Consider the following 21,269-nt stretch of genomic DNA (forward strand, 5'->3'; position numbering starts at 1 on the left):
TGTCTCAATTCAGAACTCGTGATTCAACCCGCACCGGCTTGTTCGCGCGCAACATCAGGCCGAGGCCGACAAACAACACCGGCACCACCATGGAAAAGTGCCGGGCGAAGGAGCCGAAGTCCGGCTCGAACAAACCCTGCACCAACAGGAACGCCAGCGGAATCGCGATCAGTTCCTTGGGTTTGGTTTCGATCGGCGCGCCTTTGTAGTCGGTGGAGGTGATGACTTTGAACAGCAGCAGCGCGGTCATGATCATCAGCGCCACGAAGATCACCTGGCCCGGCCCGGACAGCAGAATCAGCTCCACCGGGAACGACAACCGGAAGAAGATGATCATCGAGTCCAGCGCCTGCGAGACGAAGTCACTGCCGCTGAGCCACGAGACGATCAGCGATTTCGAGCCCTCCTCCCCCGCTGTGCGCAACTCGTTGTTGCTGGCGCGAATCGATGACACCGGGAATCCCAGCGCCAGCTGAATCGCCATGGCCACCGCCAGATAAAACAGGAACAGCATCAGGAAAAAGGTGAAGCGCGACACGTACTTTTTCATCACGCAGACGCCGACCCACGACAGCGAAAACAGAATCCAGTAAGGCCGGATCAGCACGCCGTAGATCACCGCCGACAGAAAAAATCCGCCGCGGTATTTGCGTGTCAGCGAGCTGAACAAAATGCTCAGCACCGCTATCGAAACGATGATTTCCTTGGTCAGGTTTTCCAGAAAAAACGAACGCACAATCCCCCACAGACACAGGGTGCCGAAGATCGCCAGCGGCATGCGCCGGAATACCACCACCGGAATCGCCGTAAGGAAGAAATTGCAGAACATCCCATAGGCCCAGGCGTTGGTCAGGTTGATCCCGGTGGGCCGCAGCAGGAACGCCGAACACTCGTAGGAGGAGCGATCAGGCGAGAACGGGTTCCAGAAATTGCAGTTGTCGGCGCGGGCGTAGGACGACCACAAGGTCATCGCATCCGGGCCCGGAGCGCGCGGGATCAGCAGCGGCATCGCCACCGACAGAAACAGCCCGGTGAACAGAATCAGGAACGACAGCGAAGAATCGAGTTTGCGGCCGCGAAACTCGATGCACGGCAACTTCAACCCCATGCCAGCGCCCCTTTGGCACGGGTCGCCCGAGTCAACACGGCGATCACCCCGAGCTGCACGATAATCGCGAAGACATTGCCCCACGCCGCGCCGTAAATCGAATAGTGCTTGATCAGCAGGTAGCTAACCGGTACCGACACCAGCAGGCAGATCGCCGCGCTGGCGAATGACACCCGACTGTTTTTCGAAGCGATCAGACCGCCCCAGACGATGTCGCCGATGGCCCGCAAGGCAAAGGAAAAGATCAGCACGCCGAGGATCGCGTTATCCGGACGCGGCACGCTGCTGGCGACATAATCGAGCACCACGTTGAAGAACAGATAGATCAACACGGCCACCGCCGCTGACACCACCAACGAGCGCATCACCCACTTGTTGACGAACAAGTGCCGTACGGTGAACGCCTGCTGATCCGCCTGAAACCGCTTGGCCAGCACCGGAATGCCGACCACCGCCACCACCGCGTAAGACAGCGCCTGCAGAGTGTTCGCCGCCGACCACGCGTACACGTATTTACCGAGGCTGGCGTAGGGTTCGAGATCGGCAATCAGAAAGCGCTCGGCGTACTGACTGAGTGCGATCAACCCCGTACCGAAGTAGAACGGCAAACCGGCCTTCCACACCGTCGCGGTCGTCAGCGCCTCGCTGACCCGGCCCTCGTGCACATTCACCACGATCAGGTAACCGGCGACGATCACCAGCACGTTGGCGGCCACCCACAACCACAGCACACTGGCGATGCCTGAGACCCAGTCGAGCATCATCCCGCCCACCGCCAGCAGCGCCCAGAGACCGGTCTTGATGAAGAACAGCAGCGCGCCCGCGGTGGCTTTCTGCGCAGAAAACACGAACGAGTTGATCTCGAACGACAGGTGTTCGGTGAGCAGCACCAGCGTCACGCAAAGAATCAACGCGGTGCTCGCCTCGACCTGCTGAAACAGCGAGTAAATCCCCACCGTGACCAGCGACAGCAGCAGCCCCACCGCCAGGTACAGCAACAGGACTTTGTCGACCACCCGCCGCGAGCTGCCGCCAACGCTGATCAACCGATTGATCTCGGAACTGAAACCAACGCTGTAGAACTTCGAAGCGATCAGCGACGCCGCGACCACCACGCCATAAAACCCCAGCGCTTCGTAGCCCAGGTAATGGGTGATGGCCAACACCAGCAGAAACTTCGCGCCCAAGGCTCCGCCGCGCAGCAGCAAGCGAAATATCATCGAACGACGCCTTTGATGATCTCGTCCATCATCACCGTCTTGGCTTCGATTTCGCGGCAAGTATCGGTCAGGCGCTTGCCGAAATTCGACAGCGCGTTCGGGGCGTACACGGTGTCGATGATCTGGTCGACATTGATGTCGCCGCCATTGATCACCCAGTCTTCCACGCCCATGTCCTGATAGGCGCCAAAGCCTTTGCGCTCATAGCTGATGTGGTACGCCGGGACACCGGACAGCAGCGACTCGATGGCGCCGTGCAGACGCACCGAGATCACCAGGTCCGGCTGATATTTGGCAATCGTCGCCTTCAACGACAGCAGGTCCTCGGTGATGCCCAGTTCGCGATAGAACGCACCGTCATCGTTGCCGCGAACGGCGCTCTGCACCGCGCAGACCACTTTGCTTTTGTTCTTCAGACGCTGTAGCAGCAACTTCAGGTTGGCGACGTAGGCGACCTTCTTGTCCTTGCTCCACTCCGGCGGCTTGCGCAGCACCACGCACACGGTGGCCGGCGATGCGGCGCAGCGGGTGAACTTCGGTTGCTGAAGGATCTTGCTGGCCAGCGACTGGACCGCCAGATCCGGCGCGCGGTAGACGTTTTCGCAGGCATCGAACATCGCCGAGGAGCGGTTATCGCGCACGAACACCGCATCGGCACTGGCGTAGTGCTCGACGATCTGGCGGCTCTCGCCATGGAACGGGCCGATGCTTTGCGGCAGGTACACCGACGGCACCTTGCTGAGGATCGCCGTTTCCAGTTGCTTGGCGTGGCCGAGTTTGAGCTTGATGTGTTCGAAGGCACTTTTCGAGCGCATGTAGCCGCCACCGACGCCGACGATCAGATCGGTCTTGCGCAACAGATCCGCCAGTCCGGCATACGACTGATTGAGGAACACCGCCTGCTTGACCCGCCCCAGGCCCTTGGCCGCCATCACCGGCGCATCGAAACGCGGGTGCGGCAGGTAGGCGAAAGACTGCGGGTCGGACGCCACGACATTGATCGCGGTGTCTTCGCCAAAGTTGCGCTGCACCAACGCGATGGCCAGATCGACGAGCAGGCCGTCACCGGAGTTGGACGCACTGTAGCCATGCAAAATCGTTACGTTCATAAGCTGAGTTCTACTTAATAAGTGGGAGCGCAATACACGTCGTAGGTCTGGCGGATCATCAGCGCGGCGCTGAAACGCTCGCGCACGATGTTCCGGCCTTCGCTGCCGAGGTCGAGCAACCGCGGCTTCTGGATTCGCGCCAGCACGTCGGCCAGCGCCTGATGATCACCGGTGGGAAAGACGTAGCCGGACACTTCATGGGTGACCAGTTCGGGCAGTGACGTGCAGTTGCTGGCGATCACCGGCAAGCCCATGGCCATGCCTTCCAGCGGCACCATGGCAAAACCTTCCCAGCGGCTCGGAACGATCAGCGCGTCGGCCTGTTGATACAGCGCCTGCACTTCGGCCGGCGTGACCCACGGCAGGTACTCGACCGCGTCCATCTCGGGGCACTCGACCGTGTCCTCGTTGACCGCACTGCCGACCACCGTCAGTTTCAGATCACTTCGCTGCACCTTGGCGAAGGCCTTGAGCAGCACGTCGAAACCTTTCTGGTAGTCGAGACGACCGACGAACAGCAGATGGATCGGCGCGGGGCTCTCGGCCTTCGGCGCTTCGTCTCGCTGGTGGATGCCGTTGTAGATCAGCTTCATGCGCGAGCGCTGAATGCCGAACCGCGCAGCTTTGTCCATCTCGTAGCGGCTGACGCAGATGATCACGTCGGTGACCCGCTGCAGGACCCGCTCGATCCGTGCGTAGATCTTCTGCTTGGTCGGCGAGCTTTCCATCAGGAACGAAAAGGCGTGCGGGCAGTAGACGATTTTCGGCTTGCGCCACGGTCGCAGAAGCACACAGACCACGCGGCCGATCACCCCGGAAAAGGTGCTGTGCAAATGCACCACATCGGGTTTTTCCTTGAGCATCACCCGGGTCAGTTGCCAGGCAAATCGCAGCAGCGAACGCACATCACGCCCGCTGCGTTCGAACGTGCGAATCTGCTGTGCATCGATGCCGTGCAGCTCTTGTTTCTGGTCGAGCGGCACCAGATAGACCAGCTCGTAATTCGAATCCTGGCCTTCGGGCGACGCCGAGATGGTGCGGATAACGGTGGCGACCCCACCTTTTATCGTTTCAGCCACGTGCAGTATTTTCTTCACAACCCACCCACTTTCATGCCTGTTGGAACGCCCCTGAATTTCAGGATTTGTCCGACGCGTATTCGTAGTTGTAATAGCCATAGCTGCCATTGCCGTAGTAGCTGGCAGCGCGCTTCTCGACGCCGTTGAACACCGCGCCCTTGAGCTCGATGCCGTTCTGCGCGAAGCGGCGAATGGTCGCTTCAATTTCCTTGGCCGGGTTTACCGCAAACCGCGTGACGATCAGGCTGATCCCGGCTTCACGCCCGACAATCGCTGCGTCGGTCACCGCCAGCAGTGGCGGCGTGTCGATGATCACCACGTCGTAGCGCTGACTCAGCTCGGCGAGCAGATCGCGGAAGTTGGCGTGCATCAACAACTCGGAAGGATTCGGCGGAACCTGACCACGGCTGATGAAGTGCAGGTTGTCGATTTCCACCGTGTTGATCGCCTGCTCGATGCTGCAGCGCTTCACCAGCAGATCCGACAGGCCATTGGCGATCGGCACATTCAGCGTCTTGTGCAAGTGGCCCTTGCGCATGTCGGCGTCGATCAGCAGCACGCGCTGACCGCTCTGCGCCATGACCGCGGCGAGGTTGGAGGAGACGAAGGTCTTGCCGACCTGCGGGCTGGGGCCGGAGATCATGATGCGGTTGTTGGTCGAATCCAGCGCGGCGAAATGCAGGCAGGTGCGCAGGCTGCGGATCGACTCGATGGACAGGTCGGTCGGGTTGCGCAGGGCCAGCAGATAGGCCGGCGTCTCGGCGGTGATTTTGGCTCGGCCTTTTTTCGTGTCCTCGTCACGCTGCAAGGCGCTGTAGGGAATCGACGCGTACACCGGCAGCCCGAGCTGTTCGATGGCTTCCGGCCCTTCCAGACCTTTGCTCAACGATTTGCGCAACAGCACCAGGGCTACGCCGACAAAGGCGCCGAGGAACGTTGCGATCAGCACAATCAGGGCTTTTTTCGGTTTGACCGGGCTGCTCAGGTCAACATCCGCCGGGTCGATCAAACGCACGTTGCCCACCGCACCGGCGCGAACGATGTCCAGTTCCTGGGACTTGTTCAGCAACTGCGTGTAGATCTGCGAAGCCACTTCCACATCCCGGGTCAGGTTGAGCAGCTCCTGCTGCGTGGCCGGCAGATCACCGACCTTGCCTTCCAGCGACTTCTGCTGCTGGGTCAACTCACCGATCTGCGACATCAAGGCGCGATACGCCGGATGCTGTTTGGTGAACTTGCGATCCATTTCCGCCTGCTGCATTTTCAGCTCGGAAATCCGCGTTTCCAGCGCCACGGACTGACCAAGCACCGATTGGGTTTCCAGGGAAATATTCACGGTCTTGCCGTGGGTCTGATACGCGTTGAGCGAATCGCTGGCCTTGGCCAGATCACGCTTGACCTGCGGCAACTGACTTTGCAGGAACGCCAGGCTCTGCGCCGCTTCCGCCGAGGTGCGGCGCACGTTCTGATCGACGTAGAGCGCGGCGATCTTGTTGAGGATCTTCACCGCCTCGGCCGCATCGGCGCTGGCCAGCGCCAGACGGATAATCCCCGACTCCTTGCCTTGCTCGGAGATATCCAGCGCATCCTGGTAACCCTGAATGGTCACGATCCGTGGATTGCGCACCACTTCAAAGCGAGTGCCCGGGTTCGCTTGCAGGCGCTCGATCAAACCTTCGACGCCGTCCTGGGCGAAGGCTTCGCCGGCGACGCCCTCGACCAACAGGTTGTCGTTGTCATCGAGCAACTGAAAGTGCTGTTGTTCGCCAGCCACCAGGGTGAGCTTCTTGCCCAACAACTCTTTGGGCAGATTGAGCCGAGTGAACTCCAGACGCTCGCCGCCCCAGGCGTAGCTGGTGAAGCCAAAACGCGGCGGCGCCACGCTGAACTCGGTTTCGCCGCGATAACGCCGGGCGAGAAAACCGCCGACCACCGGGAAGGTGTTGGGCGTGACGTCGATGTCCAGACGCAGGTCGTCGACGGTTTTGCCGATCACCGCGCGGGATTTGATGATGCCGATTTCGGTCACCGACGGCGATTGCCCGCCGAGCATGCTGCTGAGGTCGGAAAAACCGAGCATGTCGTTCTTTTTCGGTTCGACCTGAACCAGTGCGTTCGCCAGGTACACCGGCGTCGCCAATACCGCATAGGCAACGCCGGCGGCCATGAATGCACCGGTGAATGCACCGATCAACCATTTCTGATCGATCAAACTGCCAAATATGCCGAGAAGATCAATACTGTCTTGATCGTTATCACGGTTGGCGATTACTGACGGTAATTGCATAAGTCTTTCTTACCATTCACTGATCTGAAGAATATTCATCAATGTCCGAGGCGCTGCGCCCACGAGCTAACAGCATCTTCAATCAATGCATGGGCATGAATAAAAGCGGCCTTACCTTGACGATACGGATCCTGTATTTCTCGTTCGCTCTGCCACTTGCCGAGAAGAAATACTTTGCCTCGGGCGTGCGAGGCAATCTTCAGCACCTGATTCACATGTTGTTTTTCCATCACCAGAATCAGGTCTGATTCATTGACGATATCGGCGGTCAATTGCCGAGCCTGGAAACCTTCGGCGCTGTGCCCGTGGTCTTCCAGCACCTGGCGCGCCGAGGCTTCCATGCCTTCGCCGACCCGCGCAGCGAGGCCTGCGGAAGTCACCGAAATGGTTGAGGGGGTCAGCGCGTTACGCAGCAGAAGTTCTGCTGTCGGACTTCGGCAAATGTTGCCAACGCACACGACGAGGATCTTTTTGAACAAGGTTTACATTCCTGTGTAATATCATTCTGCCAACATCTAGAGCGGATCTTAATGAACCCACTAGATCATTCTGCACTCAGAAATAGATTCGCCCTGTTAGTACCAGCGTATTAAGTACCACAGGGTCAAAAGCCGCCAAAACACAATTAACGGACTAAAAATAACTGTGATTTTCAGGTCTTGTTTTCCTGACAAAAAATAACATTGGCGCACTTAGTGCCATTGTCAGTTTCGAAACAGTTATCTCGAGATACTTTTTCGCCGTTGTCACTTCTCACCCGGAGAACCGACATGAAATCAGCCCATCTCAAACCCCTGAGCGCCCTGACCCTGTTACTGCTGGCGGCAACCGGCCAGAGCCAGGCCAATGAACTGTTCCCGGCATTGCCCGCCAATAAAACCATCGGGGTTCAGGTCAAAGTCCAGACCTTCTCCGCTGCGGACGCCGAGCGCGTCAAAGCCACCGGCTTCAGTTTCGTGCGTTTTGGCGTATGGACTGACAGCCTGCCCAGCGCGGCCTACCAGAAGCAGATCAGCAATGCCTTCGCCGTGGCCCGCGCTGCTGGTCTGCCGGTGCTGATGACCCTGCGCGCGACCAAGCCGTTACCGGCCAATGATCTGGCGAACGCGGGGATCGCGTATGCCAACGCGCTGACCAGCCTGGCAGCGACCTATGGCTCACAACTGGTGGCGATCGAGCTATGGAATGAGCCGGACCTCGGCACCTACTGGCCGACCGGCAATTTCGACACGACCTTCGTGCCGTTCATGAGCGCAGCGTGCAAGACCCTGCAAGACAAACCCCAGACTGTCCCGGTGATCGGTTTTGGTTTTGCCCGGCCACCGACCGCCGGCTCGGCGTCCACCGTGGCACTCAACCGAATCGTCAGCGAATACCCCAAATGCCTCAACGCGGTTTCCTACCATCCCTACGGCATGAGCGGCACACAGATCAGCAACGCCCAGGCGTTTATCCAGCAGAACTTCCATCTGCCGGGGGTGATCAGCGAATGGGGCATCTCGGCGCTCGCCTCCAACGGCGGGATTGAGGGTCAGGCCAGCAAAATCAGCGCATTCGTCGCCGATATCAAAACCCGCAACATTGCCCTGACCTCGATTTACGAGTGGAAAAACAGCGACACCGGCAGCAATGACCGCGAGAAGAATTTCGGTCTGTTGACGTCCGATGGCCAGCCGAAACCGGCAGAAACTGCGGTCAAAACCCAGCTGAGCCAGCAATAACCTCCATCAATGTGCTCAAGGGGCGCTGGCCGTCAGTTGCTTTGAACCTGCGGCCGATTTTGGCATCGTATTCATCGATACCGCGCCCCACCGTTCAAACAGCCGTTCTCAGGTTGTTGCCCCCGGGGAACCCGTTACGCCTTGATGCCCTTGAGTGGCCGTCAGCGCTCGGGTAATGTCGTCAAACCCACAGGACAGAGCACACCCATGACTTCCAAGCTGGAACAACTCAAACAGATGACCACCGTGGTTGCCGACACCGGCGACTTCGAAGCGATCGCCCGGGTCAAGCCGGTCGATGCCACCACCAACCCTTCCCTGCTGCTCAAGGCAGCCGCCATCCCCGCCTACGCCGAGCTGCTGAACGCCTGCGTCAGCGACTGCAAGGGCGACGTGGGTCTGGCCAGCGACCGTTTCGGCGTCGCCGTGGGCCAGGAAATCCTCAAAGTGATTCCGGGCCGCATTTCTACCGAAGTGGATGCGCGCCTGTCGTTCGACCAGGACGCCGTGCTCAAGCGTGCGCATCGCCTGATCGAGCTGTACGACAAGGCCGGCATCGGCCGTGACCGCGTGCTGATCAAGATCGCTTCGACCTGGGAAGGCATTCGCGCTGCGGAGATCCTCGAGAAGGAAGGCATCCAGACCAACCTGACCCTGCTGTTCTCCTTCGCTCAGGCTGCCGCTTGCGCTGACGCCGGGGTGTTCCTGATCTCGCCGTTCGTGGGCCGCATCTACGACTGGTACAAGAAGGCTAACGGCAACGACTACACCGGCGCCGATGATCCGGGCGTGCAGTCGGTCACCCGCATCTACAACTACTACAAGGCCAATGACTACAAGACAGTGGTCATGGGTGCCAGCTTCCGCAACCTGAGCCAGATCGAGCAACTGGCCGGCTGCGATCGCCTGACCATCAGCCCGGACCTGATCGACAAGCTCGCGGCAGACACCGGCAAACTGGAGCGCAAACTCGCCCCGGGCCACGCCGGCGAAGCGCGCCTGAGCCTCAACGAAGCGCAATTCCGCTGGCTGTCCAACGAAGACGCGATGGCTACCGAGAAACTGGCTGAGGGCATCCGTCAGTTTGCCCGTGACCAGGAGAAGCTCGAGGCGCTGCTGCAGGCCAAGCTGTGATCTGAATCGCTGAAATGCAAAAAGGGCGAACCCAAACGGGTTCGCCCTTTTTTTTATGCGGTGCTGAAAGATGCATCGTCTGGACTGGCGCCTTCGCGAGCAAGCCCGCTCCCACAGGGTCAGGTGTGGAATGAAGATCTCGGGGTCACTCAATCACTGTGGGAGCGGGCTTGCCCGCGAAGAGGCCGGAACAGACAACCTCAACCCCAAAGAATCAGTGTCTTTCGAGGGCGTTAACCAGATCATGAAAGGCTTCACGATTGGAGTCGTTCAGGCCCATGAGGATCTTGTGCGCTTCGAGCACCTTGATCCGCACCACTTCTTCGGACTGGTCCTGATCCGGCAGGTCATCCAGGCACTCGGGGCACGGCACCGGGTGGTTGACGATGTTGAACACCTGCTCGAAGCCCATCGACTGCAGCAGACGGGTGATGTCTTCGTGGGTGGTGACGACGGTCGGCAGCAGGCCGACCTTTTGCCGCGACAGGATCGACAGTTTGGCCAGCAGGCCGAGGGTGGTGCTGTCGATGCTGCGGGTTTCGGTCAAATCGATCACGATCGCGTTGAAATTCAACGCGGTGAAGATTTTCTCAATAGTCGCATCCAACGCCGAACACAGGGTCAGGCGAACTTCACCGACGAACTTCAGGACGAAGGTGCCGTCCTGCTCGGCGAACTGGATTCTACCGGTACTCATTGAAGGTTCCTGCTCAACACCAACAGGGCGATATCATCCGGCATCTCCCCTAGCGTGGCCAATCCAAACACTTGCCGCAGACCATCCAGGCTGCCGCCCGCCGACTTCACCCGTTGGGGCAAAGCGGCTTCTTTTTCCTTGAGCGTCGGTTCTGGCAACAGATCCAGAATGCCGTCGGACATCAGCGTCAGGCTGAACGTCGGAGGCAGCTCAAGCACGTGATCTTCGTAGGTGGCCTCATTGAACAGGCCCACCGGCAAACCGCGGCCTTCGAGGTAACGAACACTGTCAGGCGTGTACAACACAGGCAACGGCAGATGGCCGCCGATGCTATAGGTCAACAAACCGGTCTCCTCGTCGATGACTCCACCGACCATTGTGACGTGTTTGCCCAGCTTACAACTGATCAGCCCCCGGTTGATATGACCAAGGACTTCCGAAGGCTTGAATTCCGGCAACGTGCCGTTGCGCTTGGACTCGAACAGCAGGCGCGTGGTCATGAACTTCAGCAGCACCGTGACGAACGCTGACGAGGCGCCATGGCCCGATACGTCGGCCAGGTAGAACGCCACCCGACGCTCGTCGACGCGGAAGTAGTCGACAAAATCCCCCGACAGGTACAGCGACGGGATGATCTGGTGGGCAAACTGGAACTCGTCGATGCGCCACGGGCTTTCCGGCAGCATGTTCATCTGCACCTGACGACCGGCGTTCTGGTCTTCCTGGAGCAGGTTCAGGCTGGCTTCGAGCTCGCGGTTGGCCTTCTCCAGCTTCTCGCGGTAGCGCTGGTTCTCCAGCAGCAGGCGCGCACGATCCAGCGCGCGACGCACCGAATGCTCGAGCACGGCCAGGTCTTCGAGAGGCTTGATCAGGTAGTCCGCCGCACCCAGGCGCAGCGCCTCGACCGCGTCGTTCATCACGCCGGCACCCGAAACGACGATCATCGGCGTTTGCGGTGAGCGCTCGGTGACCTGACGGATGAGTTCGAGACCACCCATCTGCGGCATGCGCAGATCGCAGATGACCAAGTCGGGCTTGTCTTGCTCGAATACCTGAAGACCCTGTTGGCCGTTGCTGGCCTGCAGGACGCTGAAACCACTGTCTTCCAAATAGGCCGCGAGGCTCGCGCGCACTACTTCGTCATCATCGATTATCAGCAGCGTGGCACTGGTTTTTGGCATGTGGGCAAACGGCGCCAGAATTAGGTTGGCGTAGCAGGCGGGGCATCGGCCCGGCTCAGACTACTGGATTCGCTTTCTAGCCTCTCTGCTGCACCGCTTTCGAGCATTGAGCCGGAACGCGATTGCACCAGAGGTGCCCTTCTAAGGCGCAGACGGTACTCCCATCCGCGGGGCGTTTCAAGCATGCGCCGATGGTCGCTTGACGACTTTACTTGTCAAATCACCGAGAGTTATAAGAACAGCTCAAACCGTAACCCAATGGAAGGTCGAAGCCATGAGTCAAACCGGTCGGGACTACAGCGAAAAGCGCGATTTCATACGCATGCGGGTCGATGCCGATGTGGTGTTGATTCATGAAGGTGATGAGATCGCCGGCGTGTGCATCGACCTCTCCAGCAGCGGCATGCAGGTCGAAGCACCGCGCCAGTTCGCGGTCGGTGACCGTTTGAGCGTGCGCATCGATTCCGATCATGCGGCGCTGAGCGGGCTGGAGGCGGAGACCGAAGTGGTCTGGGTCAAGGCCCAGGACGGCGATGGCCAGAAGCTCGGCCTGACCATTCTGCAGATGAAATAAGCGCACACAAAAAAGGCGGCCTCATGGGCCGCCTTCTTGTCATCGGTCGAAATTAAAAATCGTCTTCGACCTGACCATCCTTGACCTTGAACTCGCGGTTCTGCAGGTAGGCGTTGCGGATGAAGGTGTATTTGTCGCCGCTGATCAGCTTCTCGCTCGACAGCAGGCTGGCGCGGGTGTCGACGATGTTCAGGCCGAACACCGAGTTACGGACAGGCACGTCGTTGATGTAGCGGTACGGACCGGTGTAGCTGTCGACGTACTTGGACGGTGCATCACGCAGGGTGCTCGGGCCGAGCAACGGCAGCATCACGTAAGGGCCGCTGCTGACGCCCCAGTAACCGAGGGTCTGACCGAAGTCTTCGTCACTGCGATTCAGGCCCATTTTGGTACCGACATCGAAGAAGCCCAGCAGGCCGAAGGTGGTGTTGAAGATGATACGCGCGGTATCGACACCGGCTGCTGCCGGCTTGGCCTGCAGAATGTTGTTCGCCAGGTTGGTGACGTCACCGACGTTGCGGAACATGTTGTGGATGCCGTCTTCGAGGAACTGCGGCGTCACGAACTCATAGCCCTGCGCCAGCGGCTTGAGCGCGTAGGTGTCAACGAAGTCGTTGAACTGGAAGATCGGGCGGTTGACGCTTTCCCAAGGGTCTTCTTCCGTTGCAGCGTTGGCGGCGAACGGAACCAGCAGGACGCTGGCACATACACATAGCTGAGCGAGAGGATTGCTCCAGCGCATAGAAAAACTCCTTGGATTTTTACTGGCGCGGGCACCCGGGCCCAGGCGTTAAGAGCGCTAGTATAAGCGCAAAAGCCGTTTTGGGCAGTCCACCCGTGAAGAGTAATGCAGGACGTTTCCAGGGAGCGCCTTCACACACCTGTCATCCAACTGTCACCGATGTCCCCTAGCCTCATGCCTATTTCAGGGACGTTGCCATGACCCACGCTGAAGTCTTGCCTGTCGCCGCGCCCGGCCTGACCGCCGTGCTGTTCGGACTCAGTGGCTGTCTGGTGGATTTCGGCGCCCGTGCCCATCAACACGCCAGCGTACTGCCCGAGCACGCCCACGCCACACCCGGCGCTCTCGACAGCCTGCTCAGCCTGCAGCGCCAGCAGATTCCCTGTGCGTGGATCGACGAGCTGCCCCCTGCCCTCGCGCAACCCTTGGCGGCCTCTCTGCCGGCGTGGATCAAACCGACGCAATATTCAGCAACAATCAATCCGTGGCCCGCACCGAACGCCTGCTGGCAGGCGCTGATGGGTTTGAACGTCAGCTGCCTGGATGGCTGCGTGCTGGTGAGCGGCGAGCCCCGGTTGCTGCAATCGGGCCTCAACGCCGGGCTGTGGACCATTGGCCTGGCGTCCTGCGGCTCGCTGTGCGGCCTGTCGCCGAGCGAGTGGCAAGCGCTGAGCCAGAACGAACGCGACCAACGACGCGGTAAGGCAACCCTGCAGTTGTTCGGGCTGGGCGTGCATTCGGTGATCGATCATCTGGGCGAGCTCGACACCTGCCTGGCGGACATCAACCTGCGCCGCCTCAAGGGCGAAAAGCCCTGACCGGGATCATGCAGGTTGCCGCAGAGTGGATTAATCTAAAGGTCAGCCATAGACCTTTGGCGCGCGGCTGCGGTCAATGCCAGTGCCTCTTGATAAAAGGAACCCCACCATGCCCGCCCAAGAACTGCAAAAACAACTCGACACCCTGCGCGAGCAACTGGAGCAGAATCCGCCGCTGTCCGAAGCCGAACGTGAAGATCTGCATACGCTGATGGCGCAGATCGAATCGGAAATCAAACTGGAGAACGCCACTCAGGATGCCAGCATCGCCGACGGTGTGAATCTGGCAGTGGACCGCTTCGAACTCGAACACCCGGCCATTGCCGGCACCCTGCGCAATATCGTCAATGCGCTGGGTAGCATGGGGATCTGATTTTCCTCCCCTGAAATGCAAAAAGCCCTGCCAGCGCTGGCAGGGCTTTTTCATTTCCACAATTTGAAACGCATTCCAATGTGGGAGCGGGCTTGCTCGCGAAGGCGTCGTGTCAGTCGACAGCATCGTTGAATGACATACAGCCTTCGCGAGCAGGCTCGCTCCCACATTGGATATGCCACATCCTGATTCTTTATTGACGGACCAGGCGGTGGTTCGGCAGTTGTACCGCTTCAGTGCTGCGATACGGGTTGATATCCAGCCCGCCACGACGCACATAGCGCGCAAACACCGTGAGCTTCTCCGGCTTCAGCAGGCGCTGCAGGTCGAGGAAAATCCGCTCCACGCACTGCTCGTGGAAGTCCGAGTGCTGGCGGAAGCTGACGATGTATTCCAGCAGGCTCGCGTGATCCAGCGCCGCGCCACGATATTCCACCACCACGCTGCCCCAGTCCGGCTGACTGGTCACCGGGCAGTTGGATTTGAGCAGATGGCTATGCACGCTCTCTTCGACAATCTTCGAATCATCGCAACGCAGCAGTTCCGGACGCGGATGCTCATAGTTGCTGACGCTGATGTCCAGATCGTCGATGCACACGCCGGGCAACGCCACGACGCCTTCGTCCTCGACGTCCTTCAGGCTGCGTACCCGTACGCCGACCGGTTTGCCGGCAGCGGCCGACAGGTCCTTGACCAGTGTCGCTTCGAGGCTGGCGATATCGTCAAACGGCGTCTGGTTCAGCGAGTTCAGGTACAACTTGAACGACTTCGATTCGATGATGTTCGGCGAATCCGCCGGAATGCTGAATTCACCGATCGCCACCACCGGCTTGCCCGACGGCAACAGCCACGACAGTTCGAAGCAGTTCCAGAAATCCACGCCTTTATACGGCAGGGTTTCGGCGGTCAGGCCCAGCTCGACCCATTTCGCGGTGCGCGGAATCGGGAACAGCAGGGACGGCGTGTACGTGGCGATGTATTCGCTGGATTTGCCCAGCGGCGAATGTTCGGCTGCGGGATGCATGGCGGAAACCTGACTGAAGAATCAGCGGATTCTATCAGCCTTTGCGCCCGCCTTTGAGTGCTTACTGACTGACAGTCAGTTTGCCGACCATGCCCGCCTGGTAGTGACCGGGAATATTGCAGGCGAACTCCAGGCTGGTGGCATTGCTGAAGGTCCAGGTCAGCTCGGCGGTCTTGCCCGGCTCGACCAGCACGCTATTGGGGTCGTCGTGCTTCATGCCGTGGCCCATGCTGCCGTGATCCATACCCGCCATGTCGTGGGACATTTCTTTCATGCCGGTAGGCGTGAGCATGCCGCTTTGCTGCATCTGCAACATTTCCTGCTGGTGCTGGGCATGCATCGCCGCGTCACCGAGGTTGAATTCGTGCAGCAACTGGCCTTTATTCACCAGCACAAAGCGAACCGTCTCACCGGCCTTGACCTGAATCGCCTTGGGATCGAACGACATGTCGTTCAGTACAACTTCAATGCTGCGAGTAGCCTTGGCTGCTGGTGCCGGTTGGCCAAAATCATAAGTGTGCGCGGGAGCGGCCCAGACAGGTGAACTCAGCGCCAGCACACAGGCGGCGACGGCCAGAGGGTTGCGCAAAAACATAGTCATACTCCAACAAGATAAGGTTCAGCCTGTGGGAAACTCTAGCCCGCCTGCGCTGGCAGCTACCTGACAGGCAGATTACAACTTTGTCAGGTTGGCGTGTGTCGCCTGCTCCCACGGTATAACGCTTTTGTTCCTACAACCCGAGTCGCCCATGAAACTGCTGATCGTCGAAGACCAACCGAAAACCGGCCACTACCTGCGCCAGGGCCTGACCGAGGCCGGTTTCAACACAGAACTGGTGGCCGACGGCGTCAGCGGTCAGCAACTGGCGTTGAGCGGAGATTATGCGCTGTTGATTCTCGACGTGATGCTGCCCGGGCGCAGTGGCTGGCAGATTCTGCAGGCGGTGCGCAGTGCCGGCCTCGACACGCCAGTGCTGTTTCTGACCGCCAAAGATGCAGTCGAAGATCGGGTTCACGGCCTCGAACTCGGCGCCGACGACTATCTGGTCAAACCCTTCGCCTTCTCCGAACTGCTGGCCCGGGTGCGCAGCCTGCTGCGCCGGGGCAGCGCCCTGCCCCAGGAAACCAGTCTGCAACTGGCCGATCTGCGTCTGGACCTGATCCGTCGCCGGGTCGAACGCAACGGCCAGCGCATCGACCTCACCGCCAAGGAATTCGCCCTGCTGGAAATGCTCCTGCGCCGCCAGGGTGAAGTATTGCCGAAATCGCTGATTGCCTCGCAGGTCTGGGACATGAACTTCGACAGCGACACCAACGTGATCGAAGTGGCGATCCGGCGCCTGCGCCTGAAGATCGACGATGACTTTCCCAACAAACTGATTCACACCGTGCGCGGCATGGGTTACGTGCTTGAAGAGCGTCCGGCCTGATGCGTCGCCTGTCCTTGAGCTCTCGTCTGGCCTTGCTGTTTGCCGCCTGCACCGCCGTAGTATCGCTGTTCGCCGGGGTGCTGTTCAGCCGCGCCAGCGAGGCGCACTTCATTGAGCTCGATCAGCAATTGCTGGACGGCAAGCTGATCGGTTTGCGCCGGGCCTTGCAGGATGTGCAACCCGTTCAGCGTGAGGCGCGGCTGGCGGATGAGCTGAGCCGTCAGGCCGATCTGGCGCTGCGTATTACCGGCAGTGACGGCCAGCGCTGGTACGACAGCTCGATCAATTTACCGCAGGACTTGCCGCAACAGCCGGGCCTGTCGACCATCAGCCATGACGGCGCCGACTACCGCGTGCTCAACGCCCCGCTCCACCCGGATCAACCCGACTCGCCACAACTGACGCTTCTGCTGGACATCACCCACCACCAGCACTTCCTGCAACGCATGCAGCATCTGATCTGGCTGACCGTCGGCTTGTCGGCCCTGGCCACCGCGCTGCTCGGCGCGTGGGCCGCGCGCAGCGGTTTGCGTCCGTTGCGCCGTATGAGCGCAGTCGCCCGTGGGATTTCCGCACAATCACTGAATGCCCGACTGCCGGAAGCGCAAATGCCGCCGGAGCTCGCGGAAATGGCCCACAGCTTCAACGCCATGCTCGGACGCCTCGATGACTCGTTTCAACGGCTGTCGGCGTTCTCTGCCGACATCGCCCATGAACTGCGCACTCCGCTGTCGAACCTGCTGACCCACACCCAGGTCACCCTCACCCGCCCGCGACCGATCGAGGATTACCGCGAAGCCCTGCACAGCAACCTCGAAGAACTGCAATGGATGGCCCAACTGGTCAACGACATGCTTTATCTGGCCAAGGCTGACCACGGTTTGCTGATGCCCAAGCGTGAGGTGCTGGAGCTGGCGGATGAGAGCGATGTATTGCTGGAGTTTTTTGCGCCACTGGCCGAGGACGCCGGGGTGACGCTGAGCCGCGAAGGTCATGCGCGTATAGAAGGCGATCGCAGCATGCTGCGCCGGGCCTTGTCGAATCTGCTGGATAACGCGCTGCGCTTCACCCCGGCGTCAGGCAGCGTGCGCCTGTCCATCGTCGATCAACCGCACATAGCGCAGGTGTCGGTGGAGAACAGTGGCGAAGGCATTTCGGCAGAGTTGTTGCCACGGCTGTTTGACCGGTTTTATCGAGCAGATCCGGCGCGGCAGGAAGGCAGCAGTGAACATGCGGGGCTGGGGCTGGCGATTACCCAATCGATCGTCCGCGCCCATGGTGGGCAGATTCATTGCGAATCGGCTGCGGGGTGGACGCGGTTTGTGATCGAGTTGCCCAAAGGAGAATGAGGTCGATAGGACCGGCCCCTTCGCGAGCAGGCTCGCTCCCACAATTGGAATGCATTTCCCTGTGGGAGCGAGCCTGCTCGCGAAGACGGTATTGGCGCTTACGAATATCTCAGCGCATGCGCCGGCTCGATCTTCGCCGCCCGCAACGCCGGGTACACCGTCGCCAGGAAGCTCAGAATAAAGCCCGCCGAGCAGATCAACAGCACATCCCCGCCCTGCAATTCCGAAGGCAGGTTGCTGACGAAGTACACGTCGGAACTGAAGATATGCTGGCCGGTAACGCGCTCGACCCAGCCGACCATCTCGCTGACATTCAGTGCCGCGATCACGCCGAGCACGCCACCAATCAGTGTGCCGACAATGCCGATCACCGTGCCCTGCACCATGAAGATCGCCATGATCTGCCGGGGCGTGGCGCCGATGGTGCGCAGGATCGCGATGTCCGCGCCCTTGTCGTTAACCACCATGATCAGCGTGGCGATGATGTTGAACGCCGCCACCGCAACGATCATCAGCAACAGCAGGCCAATCATGGTTTTTTCCATTTTCATCGCGCTGAACAGGCTGCCCTGGGTGTGAGTCCAGTCGTCAGCCTTGAACTCGGCACCGAGGCCTGCGGCGATGTCCGAGGAGACTTTCGGCGCGGCGTACAGATCCTTCACCGCCAGGCGCACGCTCTGCACTTGATTCGGCTGCCAGTGCTGCATGGTCGCGGCATCGGCCACGTGGATCAGCCCCATCGAGCCGTCCAGTTCAGCGCCGACCTTGAACACACCGACCACGTTCAGGCGCTGCATGCGCGGGGTAATGCCACCCGGTGCGGTGCTGACTTCCGGCACGATCAGAGTGATCTTGTCGCCGACGTTGAGGCGGAAGCGGCGCGCGGTGATTTCACCGATCACTACACCGAACTCGCCCGGTTTCAGGTCATCGAGACGTCCCTGCACAATGTGCTGGGCCACGATCGACACCTTGCCTTCCTGGGCCGGATCGACGCCGCTGATCTGGATCGGCTGCATCAAGCCCTTGTAGGACAGCATGCCTTCCATCTCGGTGAACGGCACGGCGGCGGTCACTTCAGGATTTTTCAGCGCGGCGGCGGCGACCGGCTGCCAGTCATCGATCGGCTTGACGCCAACGATGGTCGCGTGCGGCACCATGCCGAGGATGCGCGAGCTCATTTCGCGCTGGAAGCCGTTCATCACCGACAGCACCACGATCATCGCCAGCACGCCGAGGGCGAGCCCGATCATCGAAGTCATCGAGATGAACGAAACAAAGCGATTGCGGCGCTTGGCGCGGGTATAGCGCGTGCCGATAAAGATCGATAACGGTCTGAACATTCGCTGGGGCACCGTATAAAAATAAAAGACCCGATGCCTTACACAGGCACCGGGTTTCGGTCGGTCAGATGGCGGTCAGGCAACCTTCTTGCAACTGCAGGACGCGGTCCATCTGGCGGGCCAGGTTCATGTCGTGAGTCACCACCAGGAACGCCGTGCGCATCGAAGTGCTGAGTTCCAGCATCAAGTCCTGGATGCCTTCGGCGGTGTGCGAATCAAGGTTGCCGGTTGGCTCGTCGAGCATCACCAGGCCTGGATTGTTCACCAGCGCCCGGGCGATAGCCACACGCTGGCGCTCGCCACCGGACAGCTCGGCCGGTTTGTGCTCCAGACGATGGCCCAGCCCCACGCGCTCCAGCAACGCGGTAGCACGCTGACGTGCTTCCGGGATCGCGGTCTTGCCGATCAGCAGCGGCATGCAGACGTTTTCCAGCGCGGTGAATTCCGGCAGCAAGTGGTGGAACTGGTACACGAACCCCAAGGCACGGTTACGCAGCAGGCCACGCTTCTTCTCGCTCAGCGCCGACAGTTCTTCGCCGTCGAGCCAGACGCTGCCTTCAGTCGGCGTGTCGAGACCGCCCAGCAGGTTGAGCAAGGTACTTTTGCCGGAACCGGACTTGCCGACGATCGCCACACGCTCGCCCGGGTGCAACTCCAGTTGCAGACCGGCCAACACTTGCACCGACTCCGGGCCTTCCTCGTAGGATTTGCCCAGGTTGCGGCAGCTCAAGATTGCTTTATCACTCATGCCCGACTCACTCATAACGTAGCGCCTCCGCCGGCTGGGTGCGCGCAGCACGCCAGGCGGGATACAGGGTGGCGAGGAAACTCAGGACCAACGCAGCGGCGCAGACCATGACCACGTCCTGGCTCTGCACCTGCGACGGCAGGTAATCGATGAAATACACATCGGCGTTGAGGAACTTGTGGCCGATCAGCCCTTCGAGGGCGGAAATCGCCGCACTGACGTTGAGCGCAGCGAAGATCCCGACCACGGCACCAATCGCCGTACCGACCACGCCGATCACGGTGCCCTGCACCATGAACGTGCGCATGATCGTCCCCGGCGTGGCGCCGAGGGTACGCAGAATGGCGATGTCGCTCTTCTTGTCATTTACCACCATTACCAGCGTGGAAATGATGTTGAACGCAGCCACCGCGACGATCAGCAGCAACAGCAGACCGATCATGGCTTTTTCCATGCGGATCGCCTGATACAGGTTGCCGTGGGTGCGGGTCCAGTCGCGGGCGTAGTAATGGTCTTCGCCCAACTGCTGGGCGATGGTCCAGGCCACGCGCGGCGCCTGGAACAGATCATTGAACTTCAACCGGATGCCCTGCACCTGATCAGGCTTCCAGCGGTGCATTTTCGCCAGATCCTGCAGGTTGGTGACACCCAGATAGCCGTCCAGCTCACCGGCGCCGACATGGAAGATGCCGACCACGGTAAAGCGCTTCATGCGCGGGAACATCCCGGCGGGGGTCACGCTGACCTCCGGCGCGACGAAGGTGACTTTGTCACCGAGGCCCACGCCGAGCTTGGTCGCGGCCTTGTCGCCGATGACGATGCCGAAGCTGCCCGGCGTCAAATCGTCGAGATTGCCCTGCTTCATGAAGTTGTCGATGATCGACACATTGCGCTCGAGCGCGGGGTCGATGGCGTTGAGCAACACCTTGGACACCTGGCCGTTGTTGGTCAGCAAACCCTGCATCTGGGTGAATGGCGCAACCGCCGTCACCTCAGGATTGCGCTTGACCTTGGCGGCGAGGCTCTGCCAATCGTTGATCGGTTCACCGGTTTCAAGAGTCGCGTGGGGCACCATGCCCAGCACGCGGGTGCGCATCTCATGATCGAAGCCGTTCATCACCGAGAGCACCACGATCATCACGACCACGCCAAGGGCGAGCCCGATCATCGAAGTCAGGGAAATGAATGACACAAAATGATTGCGACGCTTTGCACGGGTATAACGCGTGCCGATAAATACGAAGAGAGGTCTGAACATGTCGGGGCTTGTTCGGAGGGAAAAGGAACGTCCTTGTGGCGGGGGTCGATAACCAGCTTTACACTCAGACCACC

General features: G+C 60.1%; 21 protein-coding genes. 7 read left to right on the forward strand and 14 right to left on the reverse strand.

Annotated features, from left to right (window positions below; translation table 11 throughout):
• Window positions 1-4: 4 nt before the first annotated feature.
• Genes HDC30_RS04740 through HDC30_RS04765 form a run of 6 tightly spaced genes read right to left on the reverse strand, consistent with a single transcriptional unit; the run spans window position 5 to window position 7,282 of the window.
• Window positions 5-1,108, reverse strand: a complete 1,104-nt coding sequence (locus HDC30_RS04740; RefSeq protein ID WP_183781192.1) for a hypothetical protein — start codon at window positions 1,106-1,108, stop codon at window positions 5-7.
• Window positions 1,099-2,328: a polysaccharide biosynthesis C-terminal domain-containing protein gene (locus HDC30_RS04745; protein ID WP_183781196.1), complete on the reverse strand. Its 1,230-nt coding sequence runs from the start codon at window positions 2,326-2,328 to the stop codon at window positions 1,099-1,101. Before HDC30_RS04745 ends, HDC30_RS04740 begins: the two co-directional genes overlap by 10 nt.
• The gene (locus HDC30_RS04750; protein WP_096797763.1) at window positions 2,325-3,437 is read right to left on the reverse strand and encodes a polysaccharide pyruvyl transferase family protein; all 1,113 of its coding nucleotides are present in this window, start codon (window positions 3,435-3,437) and stop codon (window positions 2,325-2,327) included. Before HDC30_RS04750 ends, HDC30_RS04745 begins: the two co-directional genes overlap by 4 nt.
• A 14-nt stretch (window positions 3,438-3,451) precedes the next feature.
• On the reverse strand, window positions 3,452-4,534 hold the full coding sequence (locus HDC30_RS04755; RefSeq protein WP_183781199.1) for a glycosyltransferase: 1,083 nt from the start codon (window positions 4,532-4,534) through the stop codon (window positions 3,452-3,454).
• Between the two features lie 40 nt (window positions 4,535-4,574).
• Window positions 4,575-6,803, reverse strand: coding sequence for a polysaccharide biosynthesis tyrosine autokinase (locus HDC30_RS04760; RefSeq protein WP_183781201.1), 2,229 nt, complete (start codon window positions 6,801-6,803; stop codon window positions 4,575-4,577).
• 38 nt (window positions 6,804-6,841) lie between these two features.
• Window positions 6,842-7,282, reverse strand: a complete 441-nt coding sequence (locus HDC30_RS04765; RefSeq protein ID WP_003226547.1) for a low molecular weight protein-tyrosine-phosphatase — start codon at window positions 7,280-7,282, stop codon at window positions 6,842-6,844.
• Between the two features lie 291 nt (window positions 7,283-7,573).
• Between HDC30_RS04765 and HDC30_RS04770 the strand changes: the two genes are divergently transcribed.
• Together HDC30_RS04770 and tal are read left to right on the forward strand one after the other, a co-directional pair.
• Window positions 7,574-8,524, forward strand: coding sequence for a glycosyl hydrolase family 5 (locus HDC30_RS04770; protein ID WP_097088576.1), 951 nt, complete (start codon window positions 7,574-7,576; stop codon window positions 8,522-8,524).
• Window positions 8,525-8,731: 207 nt separating this feature from the next.
• Window positions 8,732-9,658 carry a transaldolase gene (gene tal, locus HDC30_RS04775; protein WP_027611470.1) on the forward strand — a complete coding sequence of 309 codons (927 nt, stop codon included), beginning with the start codon at window positions 8,732-8,734 and terminating at the stop codon, window positions 9,656-9,658.
• 214 nt (window positions 9,659-9,872) lie between these two features.
• Here the strand turns inward: tal and rssC are convergent, their stop codons facing one another.
• Window positions 9,873-10,355, reverse strand: a complete 483-nt coding sequence (gene rssC, locus HDC30_RS04780) for an anti-sigma factor antagonist RssC (RefSeq protein WP_003226553.1) — start codon at window positions 10,353-10,355, stop codon at window positions 9,873-9,875.
• The gene (gene rssB / locus HDC30_RS04785; RefSeq protein ID WP_041074010.1) at window positions 10,352-11,536 is read right to left on the reverse strand and encodes a two-component system response regulator RssB; all 1,185 of its coding nucleotides are present in this window, start codon (window positions 11,534-11,536) and stop codon (window positions 10,352-10,354) included. The genes rssC and rssB overlap by 4 nt, the downstream gene beginning before the upstream one ends.
• A gap of 274 nt (window positions 11,537-11,810) precedes the next feature.
• On the opposite strand from rssB, the gene HDC30_RS04790 reads away from it, so the two are divergent.
• Window positions 11,811-12,110: a PilZ domain-containing protein gene (locus HDC30_RS04790; RefSeq protein WP_134786945.1), complete on the forward strand. Its 300-nt coding sequence runs from the start codon at window positions 11,811-11,813 to the stop codon at window positions 12,108-12,110.
• Between the two features lie 52 nt (window positions 12,111-12,162).
• Here HDC30_RS04790 and HDC30_RS04795 read toward each other — a convergent pair whose 3' ends face one another.
• Window positions 12,163-12,852 (reverse strand): VacJ family lipoprotein, encoded by a 690-nt coding sequence (locus HDC30_RS04795; protein ID WP_115989289.1) that lies wholly within the window; start codon window positions 12,850-12,852, stop codon window positions 12,163-12,165.
• Window positions 12,853-13,049: 197 nt separating this feature from the next.
• Between HDC30_RS04795 and HDC30_RS04800 the strand changes: the two genes are divergently transcribed.
• Entirely contained in the window at window positions 13,050-13,670 is a 621-nt protein-coding gene (locus tag HDC30_RS04800) for an HAD family phosphatase (protein ID WP_183781205.1), read from the forward strand.
• Window positions 13,671-13,779: 109 nt separating this feature from the next.
• Window positions 13,780-14,043, forward strand: coding sequence for a DUF4404 family protein (locus tag HDC30_RS04805; RefSeq protein ID WP_183781208.1), 264 nt, complete (start codon window positions 13,780-13,782; stop codon window positions 14,041-14,043).
• A gap of 193 nt (window positions 14,044-14,236) precedes the next feature.
• On the opposite strand, the gene queF is transcribed toward HDC30_RS04805, so the two are convergent.
• Window positions 14,237-15,067: an NADPH-dependent 7-cyano-7-deazaguanine reductase QueF gene (gene queF / locus HDC30_RS04810; RefSeq protein ID WP_183781211.1), complete on the reverse strand. Its 831-nt coding sequence runs from the start codon at window positions 15,065-15,067 to the stop codon at window positions 14,237-14,239.
• A gap of 61 nt (window positions 15,068-15,128) precedes the next feature.
• On the reverse strand, window positions 15,129-15,662 hold the full coding sequence (locus tag HDC30_RS04815; protein ID WP_183781214.1) for a plastocyanin/azurin family copper-binding protein: 534 nt from the start codon (window positions 15,660-15,662) through the stop codon (window positions 15,129-15,131).
• 154 nt (window positions 15,663-15,816) lie between these two features.
• Between HDC30_RS04815 and HDC30_RS04820 the strand changes: the two genes are divergently transcribed.
• Window positions 15,817-16,497, forward strand: a complete 681-nt coding sequence (locus tag HDC30_RS04820; protein WP_047600118.1) for a heavy metal response regulator transcription factor — start codon at window positions 15,817-15,819, stop codon at window positions 16,495-16,497.
• Window positions 16,497-17,846 (forward strand): heavy metal sensor histidine kinase, encoded by a 1,350-nt coding sequence (locus tag HDC30_RS04825; protein WP_183781217.1) that lies wholly within the window; start codon window positions 16,497-16,499, stop codon window positions 17,844-17,846. The genes HDC30_RS04820 and HDC30_RS04825 overlap by 1 nt, the downstream gene beginning before the upstream one ends.
• A 98-nt stretch (window positions 17,847-17,944) precedes the next feature.
• Here HDC30_RS04825 and HDC30_RS04830 read toward each other — a convergent pair whose 3' ends face one another.
• The 3 genes from HDC30_RS04830 to HDC30_RS04840 all read right to left on the reverse strand — a co-directional run bounded on the left by HDC30_RS04830 (window position 17,945) and on the right by HDC30_RS04840 (window position 21,195).
• Window positions 17,945-19,189, reverse strand: a complete 1,245-nt coding sequence (locus tag HDC30_RS04830; protein ID WP_041068958.1) for a lipoprotein-releasing ABC transporter permease subunit — start codon at window positions 19,187-19,189, stop codon at window positions 17,945-17,947.
• Window positions 19,190-19,253: 64 nt separating this feature from the next.
• Complete coding sequence (gene lolD / locus HDC30_RS04835) at window positions 19,254-19,937, reverse strand: lipoprotein-releasing ABC transporter ATP-binding protein LolD (RefSeq protein WP_164747873.1); 684 nt, start codon at window positions 19,935-19,937, stop codon at window positions 19,254-19,256.
• Between the two features lie 7 nt (window positions 19,938-19,944).
• On the reverse strand, window positions 19,945-21,195 hold the full coding sequence (locus HDC30_RS04840; protein WP_183781220.1) for a lipoprotein-releasing ABC transporter permease subunit: 1,251 nt from the start codon (window positions 21,193-21,195) through the stop codon (window positions 19,945-19,947).
• Window positions 21,196-21,269 lie beyond the last annotated feature (74 nt).

The organism is Pseudomonas sp. JAI115 (assembly GCF_014200835.1).
GTDB classification, from domain to species: domain Bacteria; phylum Pseudomonadota; class Gammaproteobacteria; order Pseudomonadales; family Pseudomonadaceae; genus Aquipseudomonas; species Aquipseudomonas putida_A.